A 16,553-nucleotide genomic window follows, 5' to 3' on the forward strand; every position below is an offset into this window, starting at 1 on the left:
AAGCCCCCCAATAAAACACACAAAAAAGTAAGTAATAAAAAATAATAAGATAATTAAAAAATCGGGCAGGAAATCTGCCCGATAAATAAAAAAGATTATTCGTATGCGATGGTATAATTCACGGTAGACTTCACTTCACCAGCACCAGCTACATCAGTTGCATAATAACGTGCTTTATATTGAAGTTTCGCTTTCCCATTCGGAGAGTTTCCAGTAATTGCAACTTTATCTTTATCTTGTGTATATTGATCATATGCTTGAGTAATATCAATCACAGTATCATCTTTATGAAGCAACTGAACAACCACATTTTGAGCAGCATCACCTGGAGAACCACCTGGTTTATTTAGTAGTTTACCATCAGCCGTCACTTTGTCAGCATCATTTGAAAAATAGACAGCTGCTTTACTTGCAAGCTTACTACTTGCTGAAGAACATTCGCTTAGATCAATAGTGAATAATGTAGTACCTGCAGTTTTTCCTGTTGAAGCTAATGCTTTCGTAGAAACTGGTGGTAATTTTACAGTAAGATCACCACTATCTTGCCCATTAATTTTACAAGTCGTATCTAGTACCTTACCTGTAATAGTAATAGTTCCTGAGTTTGTTTGGTCGGCAAATGCTGTTTGAGCAACCCCCAATCCAGCGGCAATTAAAGTTGTTAAAACCAATTTTTTCATTTTTTCAATACTCCTTAAGGATTAAGTAAATTCGCCTAGAGTATACAAAATTTCGGGGGGGGCAAGTAAATATTACAAATAAAATGAAATATTTATCACTTAGTTAATGAAAAATAATAGTAGTATTTGATAAAGGGTTTAACATTGAAAGAATAATATAGACACTCTTATTACATTAAAGGTCTAACACTTTGTGCTAGACCTATATCTGTCCTCTAAAGCCCATTTAAATAGATTTTTACATAGACTTTTTACTTCTTCAACGCCACAAAAATTATTCAGCCTTTGCTTGCGGGGTCATATCTTGTTCAAATTTTACGGCTTTATCAAACAAATTCACACCGCCTTTCACACCAAAATCAAGGGTGGTTACGTTATAGGCAATGCTGATGTTTTCTTGCTCAAAGCGTTTTTTCAATGCCATTATGGCTTGGCTTTTAGATTCTAAATAGTCTTCATAGGTAATTAAATCGACCCAAAAATGCACGATGAAATCATAGGTGGAGCTACCAATATCGGTGAAATAAAAGTTGATGTCATTTTTATCAATCACAAAATCCCATTCCTGCATTAATGCCAACGTGGTTTGACGCACTTTTTCCAAATCGTCGCCATAAGAAACCCCTGTGGATAAAATCACGCGACGTTTTTTCAATTTTGAATAGTTGAAAAATTCAGCACTATAAATCAATTGGTTAGGAATCAACGCGGTTTCGCCCTCGATGGTTTCCAGCTCGACGGTTACTAAGCCGATGTTCACCACTTTTCCGATAGAATTATTAATATTTACCCAGTCGCCGATGTCGAAAGGCTGTTCGGATTTAATCAACAAGCCAGAAAAAGCGTTTGACGCAATGTCTTTAAAGGCAAACCCTGCGATAATTCCCACAATTCCTGCTCCAGCAAGTAAGTGGGTAAGAAATGAGGCTAAATGCAACACTTGTAAGGCTAAAATTACACCACAGAACCAAATGAGAATTTTCACGCTAATTTCGATGCCCTTTGCCGCACGGCGATTGGCTGGGAACAGACGGCTGTAAATGCGTAACGCCGTTTTACTCAAAATTTTGGCGAGGAAATAAAATAAAACAAGTAAAATAATGGCTGACACAATGTTAGGAATGAAGCCAATGAGCCAATCTTTCCATTGCGTAAGGGTGTGGGTAACTAAATCTAATGAATTGATCTGCACCCCAAAAGTTGGACTAAATAACCAACTGATTAAGGTGCAGATTTTTTATGACTAAATATACTCAACGTTTCAAACAACAAGTGCTCGACTTTTATCATCAAAATGGAAAAAACCGTTCGCTTACTCGCCAGTATTTTCAGCTTCCCCAAAGCACGTTAGCACGTTGGATTGCGAAATTTAATCATAATGGAATCAATGGATTAGCTGTATTAAGTAAAAAACGATATTATTCTGTTGAGTTTAAATTAAAGGTTATTCAAGCTATCAAAAAAGGCCAGTGCTCCGCTGAAGCCGCCTGCTTTCGCTTTGATATCCCCAGTTCAGGGATAATTAGTCAATGGTTGCAACGCTTTGAAAAACAAGGTATAGATGGGTTATTACTCAAACCTAAAGGTCGTCCAAGTATGAAACTCAACTCACCTAAAATGCCACCAACGCCCAAAACAGAAGAAGAACGCTTGCGTTACCGAATTTTGGAATTAGAAGCGGAGAATGCAATGCTAAAAAAGTTGCAGGAACTCAACCAACAAAAAATGCAGAAAAAGCCGTCATCGTAAATGCCTTACGCTTGCGTTTCCCGTTGGAATTGTTACTCAGGCTAATCGGATTGGCACGCAGTTCGTTCTTTTATCATCTCAAGCCAAAGTCGGATAAAAATGTAGCGATTTCACAGAAAATAGAGGAAATTTATCGCAAAAATGACGAAAATTATGGTTATCGTCGAATTACCTTGGAATTAAGGAAATACTTGATTATCAACCACAAAAGGGGGCAAGCGATAATGCAACGTTTGGGGTTAAAAGGAAAAAGTAAGCAGAAAAAATATCGTTCTTACCAAGGCAAAGTGGGACACATTGCCGATAATCTGTTGCAACGGGATTTTACGGCAACGATGCCGAATGAGAAGTGGGTAACGGATATCACCGAGTTCAAATGTGCGGAAGGCAAAGTGTATTTATCGCCGATTAAAGACTTGTTTAATAACGAAATTATTGCTTATGATGTGGCGAGAAGTCCGAATTTTGAGCAGATAACCAGAATGCTGACCCAGGCGGTGAACCGATTAGCGGGGGAAAAACCGATACTGCATTCCGACCAAGGATGGCAGTATCAAATGATGGGTTATCGAGAGATATTGAAAAAACACGGTATTACGCAAAGTATGTCGAGAAAAGGCAATTGCCTTGATAATGGTGCGATGGAAAGCTTTTTCGGGCGATTGAAGACGGAATGTTACTTTGGCAAGCGGTTTGAAACCTTTGAACAGCTTGAAAAAGTGATTCACGAGTACATTCATTACTACAACAATGAGCGTATTCAAGTGAAGCTCAAAGGACTAAGCCCTGTGGAATACAGAACTCAGTCCTTGAATGAAATTAAAATATAGTCTAACTTTTTGGGGGCAGATCATTTACACCGCACTTTTGGCTTAGCGTTTGCGTGCTAACAGCCACCAAGTGATGAGAATAAATAATCCGCTTGGCATTAATGCCCCTGCGTTCGGTGGCACATTATAAACTAAACTGAGTGGTCCGAAAATCTCATTAACCACATAAAAAAGAAAACCGAAGCAAATACCTGTGAGCATTCTTGCCCCCATTGTTACACTATGCAATGGCCCGAAAATAAAGGATAACGCCAACAACATCATCACACCCACAGAAATGGGTTGAAATAGTTTCCGCCAATAAGTCAGTTCAAAGCGTTTTGCGTCTTGCCCCGTTTCTTTCATAAACGCAATGTATTCCGCCAGCCCTGAAATGGATAAGGAAGTCGGGCGGAGGGAAACGATACCTAATTTATCGGGCGTGAGCGTCGTTTGCCAGGTTTCATACAGATAGTTAGTCGTATCAATTTTATCCGTGCCGATTTGAGATTTATTGACTTGATTTAATTGCCAATTTCCGTCCCTAAATTCCGCTTGATTGGCGTGGCTTACTTGGGTTAATTGGCGATTATCATTGAAGTGGTAAATATAGATGTCGTTCAGTTTGACGTTATCGATAATCTGTCTGACATAAATAAAATCATTGCCTTCTTTCGCCCAAACCCCATTTTTCACTGAAAGCATTTCACCGCCTGAAATCGCACGGGTTCGCATATCGCGGGCAAATTGTTCCGTTTGCGGAATGCCCCATTCGCCGATCGCCATTGTGATAATCACGAGTGGAATTGCGGTTTTCATCACCGCAAGCCCGATTTTTAAACGCGAAAAGCCCGAAGCCTGCATTACTACCAATTCACTACGGCTGGCTAAATTTCCTAACGCAATCAACGCCCCCAATAATGCTGCCATTGGGAAAAAGGTTTCAATATCTTTAGGAATGGTGAGAAGCGTAAACAGCCCTGCTTGCAACACATCATATGTTCCCTTTCCTACGCTACGAAACTGTTCAACAAATTTAATAATCGCCGAAAGCCCCACCAATGTGAGCAACACAGCAAAAATCGCCCCCAAAATGGATTTGCCAATATAACGGTCTAAGGTATTCATCATTATTTTTGTTCCTAACTTTTTTCCTAGCGACGTTTTTTGAACAACGCATAACGCACTTTATACATCACGGCACTGTTCCAGCTATTGAGCAAAATGCCTAACACAAAAAAGCCTATATTCACCAAAGGAAGCCATAGGCTGGCATCTAATTTCCCCGCAGCCCCTGCGGATTTCAACGAGCTTTGCAATAAAAAATAAATCAAATAGAGCAACAAAGCGGGCAGAATATTCGCAAAACGCCCCTGACGTGGATTAACACGGCTCATCGGCACAGCAATTAATGCCATTAACGGCACGGCTAAAACAAGGGTAATCCGCCAATGTAGTTCCGCTTTTCCCGCAGGCGTTGTATTTGCTAAAAGTTGCTGGAAAGATAAGGTTTCCGCATCGTCTTCATCATTGGCTGTCGCTTTATAACCGAGATAGGCTTGATAGCGTTCAAAATCCGTAATGCGGAAATCAGGCAATACCGCACTGCCCTCCACCCGCTGGCTATGATTGAGATTAAGCACCTGATCGCCATTCGGTAATGCGGTGATCTCTCCAAAATCCGCCACAATCACCGAAGGCTTTTGATTCTTCTTATTTTGCATTTGGAAAACATACACACCTGAAATGGCATTATTTTGGACTTTATCAATAAATAGCACCTGATCGTTGCTACTCACTGAGATAAACTGCCCAGCGACTAATGCCCCCACTGTAGGATTGGCTTTGGCTTCTTTGACAATTTGGCTTTGTTTTTGCAATGCCCAAGGAGAAAGTTCCAACACGTTATAAGCCGCAAAGCTGGCTGTAACCAATGAAAGCAATAACGCCACTTTCACCAATAATCCCTGCCCTACGCCACAAGCCCGCATTACTGTGATTTCGCTCTCCGCATACAACCGCCCAAAGGTGAGCAACAGAGCAATAAACAAACAGAGTGGTAACATTAATTGTGCCATTGCGGGCATCCCTAATCCCAATAACGAAAGCACTAAATCGGCGGGAACATTACCGTTTGCTGCCGATCCCAGCACTCGAACAAGTTGTTGGCAGAAAAAGATGAGAAGTAAAATGAAAAGAATCGCAGTTTGGCTTTTTAATACTTCTTTGGTTAAATATCTCGTTAAAATCACAGCATTGCCTATCTTGTTTTCACTTGCAATTTTTATCAAAGTCATTTCAAATGGAATGGCGTATAATACCGTATTTTTAACACGATGGCAGTAAATTAGTGAGGAACAAATGAAATATACTGTAAAAAGCACCGCACTTTCTGCGGGAACAGGAAATGGGATCGTCGGCGTTTTTGAAGAAGGTAAACTCTCCCCCACCGCACAAACGCTGGATCAATTAAGCAACGGGGCAATTAGCCAACTGATCGCTTCAGGCGATATGAAGGGCAAGCAAGGTGAAGTAATCACCTTGCGTTTGCCAAATGCCAATTTCGCACGTCTTTTTGTCGTGGGCTGTGGAAAGCAAGGAGAATTAACCGCTCGCCAATATAAACAGCTGATCAAAACCGCCTTTCAAGCCGTCAAAGCCACCAATGCCGAACAAGTGCATAGCTTCTTAACTGAAGTAACCCTTGCCGATCGCGATCTGTATTGGAATGTGCGTTTTGCTATTGAAAGCCTAGAAGAAAGCCTTTACCAATTCGATCAATTCAAAAGCAAAAAAGCAGACAGCACAACCGCACTGCAAGAAGTGGTTTTTGTCGTGAATGACGATCAGCAAACCCAAGCCGAAAATGCCGTAAAACAAGGGCAAGCGGTAGCATTAGGGGTTCGCCTCGCTAAAGATGTAGCAAACTATCCACCGAATGTGTGCAACCCTGCCTATTTAGCAGAGCAAGCGAAAAAACTCGCACAAAAATCACCGCACTTACGCACCACCATCATCGGCGAAAAAGAAATGGCAGAATTGGGAATGAACGCTTATCTCGCTGTTTCGCAAGGTAGCCACAATGAAGCTCAACTTTCCATTATGGAATACCGCAATCACCCAGCCCCAAATGCGAAACCAATTGTGCTTGTGGGTAAGGGCTTAACCTTTGACGCAGGCGGCATTTCCCTAAAACCAGCCGACAGTATGGACGAAATGAAATACGATATGGGCGGAGCAGCTTCCGTTTACGGCGTAATGAATGCCTTAGCTGAATTGGAATTGCCATTAAATGTGATCGGCGTACTCGTGGGCTGCGAAAACTTGCCTGACGGCAATGCTTACCGTCCAGGTGATATTCTCACCACAATGTCAGGCTTAACCGTTGAAGTGCTGAACACCGATGCGGAAGGCCGTTTGGTGCTGTGCGACACCCTCACCTATGTGGAACGTTTTGACCCCGCATTAGTGATCGATGTAGCCACCCTCACAGGGGCGTGCGTGGTGGCACTAGGGCAACATAACAGCGGGCTAATGTCGCCAAATGATGCCTTAGCCAACCAATTATTATCCGCCGCCGAGCAAAGTGCTGATAAAGCGTGGCGTTTGCCATTAAGCGAAGAGTACCAAGAGCAATTAAAATCGCCATTTGCCGATCTCGCTAACATCGGCGGACGCTGGGGCGGTGCGATTACTGCAGGTGAATTTTTATCCAACTTCACCAAAAACTACACTTGGGCACACCTAGACATCGCTGGCACGGCTTGGCTTCAAGGGGCAAACAAAGGCGCAACAGGACGACCTGTAAACCTCCTCACCCAATTCTTACTCAATCAAGTCAAATAATCTCGATAATAAAGAATTTATATCACTATCAAAGGTCTAGCTTAAAACTAGACCTTTAATAAAAATAGCTTAACCAAATTTAGAACATATACGTCAAACGCAAATTAAATGAACGCGGATTACCGGGCATTGAATCAGAACGCCAATAAGTTTTATTAAATAAATTTGATACCGCAAAGGTGATATTAACAGGATTAAGATTATACCCCACCATCGCATCAACACGCGTAAAACTTGGCAGAATGGTTTGTTTATTGTTATTGAAATAATAACATTTTCCTAAATGGGTTACTCCTGTTTCTAAATAGAGTTTTTCTGTTGGCACATAACGCACAAACAGGTTACTCGTGAAATTTCCCGTATTATTTAAAGTGCGGTTGTTATTTTGCGGATTTTGTTTATCCTCCTTAATTTTTGCGACCATCCAGCCTACTGAAGAACGGATATACCATTTCGGTGCGAGCTGCCCTAATAGGCTTAATTCCACACCTTTGGATTGATCTTTTCCACGCACCGCCCAAACATCAAGAATATCTTTATTAGGACGATAACGAATATTACGGCGTTCCAATTGATAAGCAGATAAGGTGGTACTTAAGGTTTTGTCAAACCAATCGCTCTTAATGCCCACTTCATATTGTTGATTATATTCGGGTGAGGCATTAAACACGTCTTTTTGATCGGTGCTAATCCCTAAATAGCCACGCCCTCCATAAGGTGAGAAACTACGGTTAAAGGAGGCGTAAAGCGTATGTTCTGGTGTAACTTCCCACACAACCCCCACATTTGGGCTAAAAGAATGCCCTTTTGTATCACGACGTTCTTGCTTAATATTTGTGGAGTTAAAACGATAAAAAATCGTAACGCCCACCTAATAGCACTTTTACGTTATCGGTTAATGAAATTAAATCCTGTACAAAAATACCTGTACTATACACTTTATGGCGATTATTTACCGTCGCATTTGGGTGCTGACGAGCTGGCCATTGATGTCGGCTGAGAAAAGGATCAATTTCTTGATTACGCAAAACAGCCAAAATAGGGTGGCGTTCTTCCTGACTATAATCCAGCCCAATGGTGACTTTATGTTTAAGACTAGCTGTGTCAAATTCACCATTAAAGGTAATATTATTGGTGAACGTTTTATTCCGTGTTTTTTGCCACGCATAGCTTTGCTTTAACGTTTTATCCGTTGCAGAATAAGTTCCTGCAAAATAATGATCAAAATCCTGATCTGCTTGACGATAAGCCAGCTGCCAATTTACCAACCACTGATCATTAATAAAATATTTGAGATCCGAACGCCAAACTTGCAATTTATCATCGACATAGTCTCCATCACGGAAAAAACTATTTCGATAGCCTATTCCCATTTCATCATAAACAGATTTAGCTGGATTGCGATCTGGAATACGCCATTGATAATCGTAGGTATATTGCCCAATCCATTGTAGTCGCCCATCATCACTTTGTAGGCTAATGCTTGGCGAAAACATTCTCCCTTTATTTCTAACCCCATAGCGATAAGCCTCTGCCGCAGAAAGCTCACTAGTTAAACGAACGGCAACATTTTCGTTAATTTTTTGGTTTACATCTAAGTTAAAACTACGATTATTCCAAGAACCATATATTTCTGCTAGTTTTAAAATTAGCGAATTTACTCACTATATTAATCACGCCACCACCGTTACTGCGTCCATATAAAATCGATGATGGACCTTTTAAAATCTCGACCCGTTCAATATTCGCGGTGCTACGGCGAACTTGCCCGCTCTCACGAATACCATCACGATAAATATCATTCGCGTCAGCCTGAAAACCACGTAAATAAATATTCTCGCCACGCATATCATAAGTGGCATCAACGCCAGCATTCCCTTCTAAAATAGAGCTTAAATCATTAGTACCGTAATTTTTGTTTTTCTGAATATTAATCACATCAATCGTTTGTGGCATTTCTTTGATCGTAAGAAGATTGCGTGTTGCCTGTGCTTCCTCATACCCCACATAGCCTTTTGTGTTGGCTGTTTCCTGTGTGGTAACAACATCAATCGTTGGTAACACTGCCATATACTCTGTTGATGAAGAAATTTCCTCCGCATATAACACCTTGCTAGAACAAATACTTATAACTAAAAGTGCGGTCGTTTTTAAAGGAAAATTTAGAGGGCAAGCTAGTTTCATAAAATTAGAACTCCTTATCTATTAAACAACAGCCATCTATTCTATTGATAATTATTATTAATTCAACAAACAATAATTATTTTCATTTTAATAAATAAAAAGTTTCTATATAATTGCCCCATTTTTAAGCTAAGCAATATGAAAATGAATAAAACAACAGCAAAATGGATGCGAATTTTGCATCGCTATTTCGGATTTCTACTTCTTGTTATTATGGCTATTTATGCTTTTACTGGCATTGTCCTCATCTATCGAGATACCACGATCTTCAAACACTCAGTTTATATTGAAAAAACCATTGCCCCGCAATTAAATACGGAGCAGCTAAAACAAAAGTTACGGATTAAAAATTTAACGATTATCGATGAAAAAAATGATGTGATGTATTTTGAGCAAGGTGAATATCACCTCAAAACTGGTGAAGCAAAATATTATTCAATGGAATATCCCACTTGGTTAGCCGAACTTAACCGCTTACATTTGGCAAATTCACAATACAAATATTCGTGGTTAAGCACGCTATTTGGCGTGGTACTGTTTTTCTTTTGCGTTAGTTCCCTATGGCTCATTCCTGGCTCAAGAAAAATGCTAAAACGCAGTCTCTATTTTATTTTGGCTGGTGCAATAATGGCGGCTATTGTCATTTTGACAGATTAAAGAAAAATGAAAGTGCGGTACAAAATAAGGCGATTTTTCACCTTATTTTTCTTCTGATTGAATTTCTTTAGAAAAAGCTTGTAATCCTTGAGCATTCCCCAACTTCATCATAGCTTGCATAGCTTGAGTTGGGGTGTGGATCAACTTGTTCATTAATTTGTAGCTTAATTCTTGCAAAATTTGCTCCGCACTTTCCCCTTGCTGTAAGGCACTCAAGGCTTTTTCAAGCATTTCTTGGCGGGTTTGTTCCGCCTCTTCGCGATAACGGCGAATTAAATCGGAAAACTGGTGAATTTTAAGCCATTCAAAAAAGGCCTGATTTTCTTCCTCAATAATTTGTTCTGCTTCAGCGGAAGCCTGTTCCCGCTGGGTGAGATTACGCTGAATGATATTTTGCAAATCATCAACGGTGTAATGATAAACACTTTCCACTTCGCCTGCACTTTCTTCTACATCACGCGGTACGGCAATATCAACAATTAGCATTGGATTATAGCAACGCTTTTTCTGTGCTTGCTGCACCATTGCTTGGCTGATTAAGGTGTTTGGGCTGCCTGTTGAGCTGATCACAATATCCGCTTGATTTAAGCCCTCTTGAATCTCATTTAGCCCTATCACACGAATTTTCTGTGCCGATCCCAGCTTTTCCACTAACTGTTCAGCACGAGCAAGGGTTCGGTTGGCAATGGTTAAACTTTTCACGCCGTGGCGTAATAAATGACGTGCTACCAATTCAATGGTTTCTCCAGCCCCAACTAACAAAATATTAAGCTGGCGTAGGCTATCAAAAATTTGGCGAGCCAAAGTACAAGCCGTATAAGCCACAGAGATCGCATTTTCACCAATACGGGTTTCTGTTCGCACCCGTTTCGCCGTAGAAAAGGTTTTTTGGAATAAGCGAGAAAGCTGGCCAGAAATCGTGCCTTGATGTTGCTGATAATAATCTTCACTTAGCTGATAGGCTTGCTTCACTTGCCCTAAAATTTGTGGCTCACCCAATACAAGGGAATCCAATCCACACGCGACACGCATTAAATGTTGCGTAGCGAACTGATTTTGTTTGACATAAAGGCTGTGGTTGAGTTCTTCTTTGTCGATGTGATGAATTTCGCTCAGCCAGTCAATACATTGGCGTTGCCATTGGGCATCATCTTGTGGAGAAATGGCTTTATTATGAAAATACACTTCGGTGCGGTTGCAGGTGGACAAAATCACCGCACTGTCTGCCAAAGCAGATTGCTCAATTTGTTGCAATGCCTGCTGACGCTTTTCATCAGAAAACGCCACTTTTTCACGCAATGCCACAGAAGCGGTTTTATGGTTAATGCCTAAAACAAGAATTGTCATAAATTAATTGAAATTTGACCGCACTTTCGGTCAAGCCCCCACAAAATAAAAAGAAAGAAAATAAAAACTTGCTCATTCTAAGCAATTATTTCCCCTTGAGCAAATCGGATTGCCCTTTCCTAGGAAAAAGCAAAACTTTTGTTTAATTTAACCCTGATCTTTCAATTTTCGCCATTGGGTAAATTGGGTTAAATTTTCCGCCTGTAAAAAAGGATTAATCCGTTTTTCTAATGCTAAGGTAGTGGGCAAACTCGGTTGATTCTGTTGGCGTAATGTTGCAATTTTTCTCGTATAATCGGTTAGAAAGTCAGACAAGCCTAACACTTTCTCAGCAAACTTTAAATTGCTTAAGGTATATTCGTGTGCAGGGCAAACAATGGTGCTATCAGGCAAGGCTTTGAGCCTTTGGAGCGAATCAAACATTTGGGCGTAATCCCCCGTAAACACGCGTCCGCAACCGCCTGAAAATAAGGTATCACCACAAAATAAATGGCCGTCCACCACAAAACTCACGTGATTTTCCGTGTGTCCGCCCGAGGGTAGCACTTGGATTTGATAATGCTTGGTGTGAATTTCCCCTTCATTAATAATTTGCGTTGCACCTAATTCTGCGGTTTCTTGTGGGCCAAACACAGGAACATTAGGATAATGCTGTTTAAATTCTGCCAAGCCACCAACGTGATCTTGATGCTTATGGGTAAGCAACACTGCTTCCACTTCAAGCTGGTGCTGTTGCAAATAGGTTAATAAAGGTTCGCTTTCTGAGATGTCGATCACAATTACAGGTAAATTTTCTCGTGCATACAGCCAAATATAGTTATCATCAAGGGCTGGAATGGGAACTAACATATTGATCCTTATTGAAAATGAAGTGGAATATTCTCGGCAATCCTAAAATGGACGCTCCGCTAAGTTGGCAACAACTGCCACAAGGTGAGCGTTATTGTAGCCTAATTGGGCAATATTTAACAAAGCACTTTGCACGACAGGCTGGGGATTATTGTTTAAAATTGGGTTCGTTAAGTGGTGAGATAGCTTATTACCCTTGCGATCACCAAATTATTGTCAGCGAAAAAATTCCGCAAAATTTGACCGCACTTTCACAATGTCCACACATTGATTTAATACAAGCACGGGCCACTGCACTGCCTTTTGTCGATGAATGTTTCTCCGCCTGCTTACTCACACACGGCTTACATTTCACCGCTGATCCGCACCAAGTGTTACGCGAAGTTACCCGAACACTCAACCAAGAAGGGATCTTATTTCTTTCCTTATTTAACCCACTTAGCCTATTTTTCCTTAAACAACATTTGCCTTTTGGCACAAATAAATTACCGTTTAAACCTTATTTTGCCAGTCGGATTGTGGATTGGCTGAGCCTGCTCAATTTCGATCTGCTCGATCAGCAATGTTTATCCTTACAAGGGAAACCCCATTATTTTGGCGAAATGATGATCATTGTGGCACAAAAACGCACGTTGCCAATGACCTTAAATCCCCAAACATCGCCCTTTGCCCCTGTTCTCAATCCTGCTACGGCTTTTCGCCAAGCCGCCAAAGCGGAAAGGCTCATCAAAGACACACCATTGAAATAACAAACTGGTTTTGCTTTTTAACACGATTTCCCCTTGCTGAATAGACGAAACTTGCCTATTATGCACGGCTCAAAACAAGTGGTATTTCCCCATTGGAGAATATGAAATGACAGAACAAACCTTTATTCCCGGCAAAGATGCCGCCCTTGAAGACAGCATTGCAAAATTTCAGCAAAAATTGACCGCACTTGGCTTTGATATTGAAGAAGCCTCGTGGCTCAATCCCGTGCCGAATGTTTGGTCTGTGCATATTCGTGATAAAGATTGCCCGCAATGCTTCACTAACGGTAAAGGGGCAAGCAAAAAAGCCGCACTGGCTTCTGCCTTAGGAGAATATTTTGAACGCCTTTCCACGAACTATTTCTTTGCCGATTATTACCTTGGGCAAGATCTTGCCAATGCACCTTTTGTGCATTATCCCAATGAAAAATGGTTTGAAATTGAAGATGAAACCGAGCTGCCCGAAGGCATTTTAGATGACCATTTATTGGCTTATTATGATCCCAATGGTGAATTGACGCCGGATTTATTGATCGATCTCCAATCAGGCAATGCAGAACGTGGCATTGTGGCAATGCCTTATGTGCGTCAATCGGATAACCAAACGGTGTATATTCCACAAAGCATTATCGCTAATCTTTATGTTTCCAATGGAATGTCCGCTGGCAACAGCTTGTTTGAAGCGCGTGTGCAAGGGCTTTCAGAAGTGTTTGAGCGTTATGTCAAAAATAAAATTATTGCAGATGCCATCAGCTTGCCGCTTATTCCGCAAGACGTAATGGATCGCTACCCTGCGGTGCAAGAAGCCATTGTCACCCTTGAACAAGAAGGCTTTCCAATTCTCGCTTACGATGCGTCCTTAGGGGGAAAATATCCTGTAATCTGTGTGGTGTTGCTCAATCCACAAAATGGCTCTTGTTTTGCCTCTTTCGGCGCGCACCCTAATTTTGGCGTGGCATTGGAACGCACAGTAACCGAATTACTACAAGGCCGCAGTCTGAAAGATCTTGATGTGTTTACACCGCCTTCTTTCAATAATGATGATGTAGCGGAACACGCCAATTTGGAAACACATTTCATTGATTCAAGCGGTTTGATTTCTTGGGATTTATTCAAACAAGAGAGCGATTATCCTTTTGTGGACTGGGATTTTTCTGGCACAACGGAGCAAGAATATCAAAATCTGATGGCAATTTTTCAAATGCTCAATCAAGAAGTCTATATTATGGATTATCAGCATCTCGGCGTGTATGCTTGTCGCATTATCATGCCGGGAATGTCGGATATTTACCCTGCGGACGATTTAATTTACGCCAATAACAATATGGGAATGGATTGGCGTGAAATTTTGCTTGATTTACCCCATTTCCATCACGATCAAGACACTTATCAAGAATTGCTTGATGAGCTTGACGAACAAGGCATTGATGATGCCACTCGTGTACGCGAATTTATTGGTATCGTGCCACCACCAAAATCGGGCTGGACAACCTTGCGTATTGGTGAACTCAAAGCCATGCTCTATCTTGCCACACAAGATTTAGAAAATGCCTTAGATTGGGCAAACTGGACGCTAAATATGAATCAATCAGTGTTTACCCCAGAGCGTGCGAATTATTACCGCTGTTTAGTAAACAGCCTAGAATTATTCCTTGATGAAAACCGCGATCCCGCTCAATATCGTGCTGTATTTGAGAAAATGTATGGCAAAAGTACGGTGGAATTTGCTTGGAATGCTATTCAAGGCGGTAATCCGTTCTATGATTTATTGGCTGATGATGAGCATTTACAACAATTCCACGCACATCAAAAATTACTCAGCGCCTATCATAAATTGCAAAAAGCCAAAACAGACTATTGGAAAGCAGAGAATTAAACCCTATTTTGTGATCTGCCCCAAAGAAATTATGCTTATTTAATGCTAGGATATTAGCGTTTTTTATTACTAACAATAAGGAGTTTTTATGCAAAATTGGACACCTGAAATGTGGCAATCAGCCTTAGTTGGCTTAGTCGTTGGTTTGATTCTCGGTTACTTATTATTGCGTCTTACTAAAGGCTCAGTAAAAAAACAACTGCAAACAGAAACTGAGTTAAAAAAAGTCAAATCTGAACTTGATCAGCAAAAGCAAAATCTGGAAAAACACTTTTCAGAAAGTGCTGAATTACTCAAAACCCTTGCACAGGATTACCAGAAACTTTATCAGCATTTAGCCAATTCTTCAGCGGAATTACTTCCTCAGCTAGAGAATAAAATTCTGTTTGAAAATCAATTAGAAGAGAAAAAAGCAGAACAAGATAAGACCGTTGCTGAAAACAATTCAGAAGAAAACCCTCCAAGAGATTATTCTGAAGGATCATCAGGCATCTTAAAAGCAGAAAAATAATTTTTGCTAAGCAGCTAACCAATGAATAACGGTGAGTTTTAACATAATTCACCGTTTTTCTTGCTGATTGTTTTTATCTATATAATAAAATCAATTAAACTTATCTTGTATTTTCATGTAGAATAAGAGTAATTCTCAATTACAACATTTAAGGACTGACTATGGCATATACCACTTTCTCACAAACCAAAAACGATCAACTCAAAGAGCCAATGTTCTTTGGACAAAATGTGAACGTCGCCCGTTACGATCAACAAAAATATGAAACCTTTGAAAAACTGATTGAAAAACAACTTTCTTTCTTCTGGCGTCCCGAAGAAGTGGACGTGTCGCAAGATCGCATTGACTATGCTGCACTACCTGAACACGAAAAACATATTTTTATCAGTAACTTAAAATATCAAACCCTGTTGGACTCTATTCAAGGACGCAGCCCAAATGTGGCATTGCTTCCCCTCGTTTCCATTCCAGAATTAGAAACTTGGATTGAAACTTGGACATTCTCCGAAACCATTCACAGCCGTTCATACACCCACATTATCCGCAATATCGTCAATGATCCTTCTATCGTTTTTGATGACATTGTTACCAACGAAGAAATCATTAAACGGGCGAAAGATATTTCTGCCTATTACGACGATTTAATCCGCGATAGCCAACTTTATGGCTTATATGGCGAAGGCACTTACCAAGTGGACGGTAAAGAATGTGTGGTAACGCTACGCAATTTGAAAAAACAACTTTACCTCTGCTTAATGAGCGTAAACGCCTTAGAAGCCATTCGTTTCTATGTGTCTTTCGCCTGCTCTTTCGCCTTTGCGGAACGGAAATTAATGGAAGGCAACGCCAAAATCATCAAATTTATCGCCCGTGATGAAGCACTACACTTAACGGGAACACAGCACATTCTCAACATTATGGCAGCTGGACAAGATGACCCTGAAATGGCAGAAATTGCCGAAGAATGCAAACAAGAGGCTTATGATTTATTCCTCGCTGCTGCAGAACAAGAAAAAGAATGGGCAGATTACCTGTTCAAAGACGGTTCAATGATCGGCTTAAACCGCGATATTTTGGTGCAATATGTAGAATACATCACCAATATCCGTATGCAAGCAGTGGGCTTACCATTGCCATTTGAAGCCCGCTCAAACCCAATTCCTTGGATCAACGCGTGGCTGGTGTCTGATAATGTACAAGTTGCCCCGCAAGAAGTGGAAGTGAGTTCTTACCTCGTTGGACAAATTGATGCCAAAGTGGATACCAATGATTTTGGTGATTTTGATCTGTAAGAAT

Annotated in this window: 16 protein-coding genes; 7 read left to right on the forward strand and 9 right to left on the reverse strand. The window is 40.7% G+C overall.

Annotated elements, in window-relative coordinates; all coding sequences use genetic code 11:
* Positions 1-95: 95 nt before the first annotated feature.
* Both DXZ23_RS05460 and DXZ23_RS05465 read right to left on the reverse strand, forming a co-directional pair.
* Positions 96-680 (reverse strand): fimbrial protein, encoded by a 585-nt coding sequence (locus tag DXZ23_RS05460; protein WP_017806535.1) that lies wholly within the window; start codon positions 678-680, stop codon positions 96-98.
* 274 nt (positions 681-954) lie between these two features.
* A complete protein-coding gene (locus DXZ23_RS05465) occupies positions 955-1,872 on the reverse strand; it encodes a mechanosensitive ion channel family protein (protein ID WP_017806534.1) in 918 nt (305 codons plus the stop codon).
* A gap of 47 nt (positions 1,873-1,919) precedes the next feature.
* Here DXZ23_RS05465 and DXZ23_RS05470 point away from each other — a divergent pair.
* A protein-coding gene (locus tag DXZ23_RS05470) for an IS3 family transposase (protein ID WP_114995450.1) occupies positions 1,920-3,259 on the forward strand; the annotation gives its coding sequence in 2 pieces (ribosomal slippage) (positions 1,920-2,370 and positions 2,370-3,259; 1,341 coding nt in all).
* Between the two features lie 42 nt (positions 3,260-3,301).
* On the opposite strand, the gene lptG is transcribed toward DXZ23_RS05470, so the two are convergent.
* Positions 3,302-4,369: an LPS export ABC transporter permease LptG gene (gene lptG / locus DXZ23_RS05475; protein ID WP_017806532.1), complete on the reverse strand. Its 1,068-nt coding sequence runs from the start codon at positions 4,367-4,369 to the stop codon at positions 3,302-3,304.
* 23 nt (positions 4,370-4,392) lie between these two features.
* The gene (gene lptF, locus DXZ23_RS05480; RefSeq protein ID WP_021724337.1) at positions 4,393-5,490 is read right to left on the reverse strand and encodes an LPS export ABC transporter permease LptF; all 1,098 of its coding nucleotides are present in this window, start codon (positions 5,488-5,490) and stop codon (positions 4,393-4,395) included.
* 109 nt (positions 5,491-5,599) lie between these two features.
* Between lptF and DXZ23_RS05485 the strand changes: the two genes are divergently transcribed.
* Positions 5,600-7,084: a leucyl aminopeptidase gene (locus DXZ23_RS05485; RefSeq protein ID WP_021724338.1), complete on the forward strand. Its 1,485-nt coding sequence runs from the start codon at positions 5,600-5,602 to the stop codon at positions 7,082-7,084.
* Between the two features lie 79 nt (positions 7,085-7,163).
* Here DXZ23_RS05485 and DXZ23_RS15670 read toward each other — a convergent pair whose 3' ends face one another.
* The 3 genes from DXZ23_RS15670 to DXZ23_RS15680 form a co-directional block, all read right to left on the reverse strand.
* Positions 7,164-7,955 carry a TonB-dependent receptor domain-containing protein gene (locus DXZ23_RS15670; protein WP_017806530.1) on the reverse strand — a complete coding sequence of 264 codons (792 nt, stop codon included), beginning with the start codon at positions 7,953-7,955 and terminating at the stop codon, positions 7,164-7,166.
* A complete protein-coding gene (locus DXZ23_RS15675; protein ID WP_017806529.1) occupies positions 7,927-8,580 on the reverse strand; it encodes a TonB-dependent receptor domain-containing protein in 654 nt (217 codons plus the stop codon). The genes DXZ23_RS15670 and DXZ23_RS15675 overlap by 29 nt, the downstream gene beginning before the upstream one ends.
* 115 nt (positions 8,581-8,695) lie before the next feature.
* Positions 8,696-9,268, reverse strand: coding sequence for a TonB-dependent receptor plug domain-containing protein (locus tag DXZ23_RS15680; protein WP_017806528.1), 573 nt, complete (start codon positions 9,266-9,268; stop codon positions 8,696-8,698).
* A 138-nt stretch (positions 9,269-9,406) separates the two neighbouring features.
* Between DXZ23_RS15680 and DXZ23_RS05495 the strand changes: the two genes are divergently transcribed.
* Positions 9,407-9,925, forward strand: a complete 519-nt coding sequence (locus DXZ23_RS05495) for a PepSY domain-containing protein (protein ID WP_017806527.1) — start codon at positions 9,407-9,409, stop codon at positions 9,923-9,925.
* A 42-nt stretch (positions 9,926-9,967) separates the two neighbouring features.
* Here DXZ23_RS05495 and hemA read toward each other — a convergent pair whose 3' ends face one another.
* Together hemA and gloB are read right to left on the reverse strand one after the other, a co-directional pair.
* Positions 9,968-11,272, reverse strand: a complete 1,305-nt coding sequence (gene hemA, locus DXZ23_RS05500; RefSeq protein ID WP_017806526.1) for a glutamyl-tRNA reductase — start codon at positions 11,270-11,272, stop codon at positions 9,968-9,970.
* A 147-nt stretch (positions 11,273-11,419) separates the two neighbouring features.
* Positions 11,420-12,121 carry a hydroxyacylglutathione hydrolase gene (gloB, locus tag DXZ23_RS05505; RefSeq protein WP_017806525.1) on the reverse strand — a complete coding sequence of 234 codons (702 nt, stop codon included), beginning with the start codon at positions 12,119-12,121 and terminating at the stop codon, positions 11,420-11,422.
* Positions 12,122-12,138: 17 nt separating this feature from the next.
* On the opposite strand from gloB, the gene DXZ23_RS05510 reads away from it, so the two are divergent.
* From DXZ23_RS05510 to nrdB, 4 genes are all read left to right on the forward strand, one after another.
* Positions 12,139-12,870, forward strand: coding sequence for a class I SAM-dependent methyltransferase (locus DXZ23_RS05510; protein WP_017806524.1), 732 nt, complete (start codon positions 12,139-12,141; stop codon positions 12,868-12,870).
* A 106-nt stretch (positions 12,871-12,976) separates the two neighbouring features.
* Positions 12,977-14,746: a 30S ribosomal protein S12 methylthiotransferase accessory factor YcaO gene (ycaO, locus tag DXZ23_RS05515; protein ID WP_017806523.1), complete on the forward strand. Its 1,770-nt coding sequence runs from the start codon at positions 12,977-12,979 to the stop codon at positions 14,744-14,746.
* A gap of 88 nt (positions 14,747-14,834) precedes the next feature.
* Complete coding sequence (locus tag DXZ23_RS05520; RefSeq protein ID WP_017806522.1) at positions 14,835-15,257, forward strand: Z-ring associated ZapG family protein; 423 nt, start codon at positions 14,835-14,837, stop codon at positions 15,255-15,257.
* 161 nt (positions 15,258-15,418) lie between these two features.
* Entirely contained in the window at positions 15,419-16,549 is a 1,131-nt protein-coding gene (gene nrdB, locus DXZ23_RS05525; RefSeq protein ID WP_017806521.1) for a class Ia ribonucleoside-diphosphate reductase subunit beta, read from the forward strand.
* Positions 16,550-16,553 lie beyond the last annotated feature (4 nt).

The sequence above is a fragment of the Avibacterium paragallinarum genome, from assembly GCF_900450705.1.
In the GTDB taxonomy this organism is placed as follows: Bacteria; Pseudomonadota; Gammaproteobacteria; order Enterobacterales; family Pasteurellaceae; genus Avibacterium; species Avibacterium paragallinarum.

Bases quoted from the DNA above. Each gene is read 5' to 3' on its own strand.
- DXZ23_RS05460 (WP_017806535.1), bottom strand. From the start codon at position 680: ATGAAAAAATTGGTTTTAACAACTTTAATTGCCGCTGGATTGGGGGTT.
- lptG (WP_017806532.1), bottom strand. From the start codon at position 4,369: ATGATGAATACCTTAGACCGTTATATTGGCAAATCCATTTTGGGGGCG.
- DXZ23_RS05485 (WP_021724338.1), top strand. From the start codon at position 5,600: ATGAAATATACTGTAAAAAGCACCGCACTTTCTGCGGGAACAGGAAAT.
- DXZ23_RS15675 (WP_017806529.1), bottom strand. From the start codon at position 8,580: ATGTTTTCGCCAAGCATTAGCCTACAAAGTGATGATGGGCGACTACAA.
- DXZ23_RS15680 (WP_017806528.1), bottom strand. From the start codon at position 9,268: ATGAAACTAGCTTGCCCTCTAAATTTTCCTTTAAAAACGACCGCACTT.
- DXZ23_RS05495 (WP_017806527.1), top strand. From the start codon at position 9,407: ATGAAAATGAATAAAACAACAGCAAAATGGATGCGAATTTTGCATCGC.
- hemA (WP_017806526.1), bottom strand. From the start codon at position 11,272: ATGACAATTCTTGTTTTAGGCATTAACCATAAAACCGCTTCTGTGGCA.
- gloB (WP_017806525.1), bottom strand. From the start codon at position 12,121: ATGTTAGTTCCCATTCCAGCCCTTGATGATAACTATATTTGGCTGTAT.
- DXZ23_RS05510 (WP_017806524.1), top strand. From the start codon at position 12,139: ATGAAGTGGAATATTCTCGGCAATCCTAAAATGGACGCTCCGCTAAGT.
- ycaO (WP_017806523.1), top strand. From the start codon at position 12,977: ATGACAGAACAAACCTTTATTCCCGGCAAAGATGCCGCCCTTGAAGAC.
- DXZ23_RS05520 (WP_017806522.1), top strand. From the start codon at position 14,835: ATGCAAAATTGGACACCTGAAATGTGGCAATCAGCCTTAGTTGGCTTA.
- nrdB (WP_017806521.1), top strand. From the start codon at position 15,419: ATGGCATATACCACTTTCTCACAAACCAAAAACGATCAACTCAAAGAG.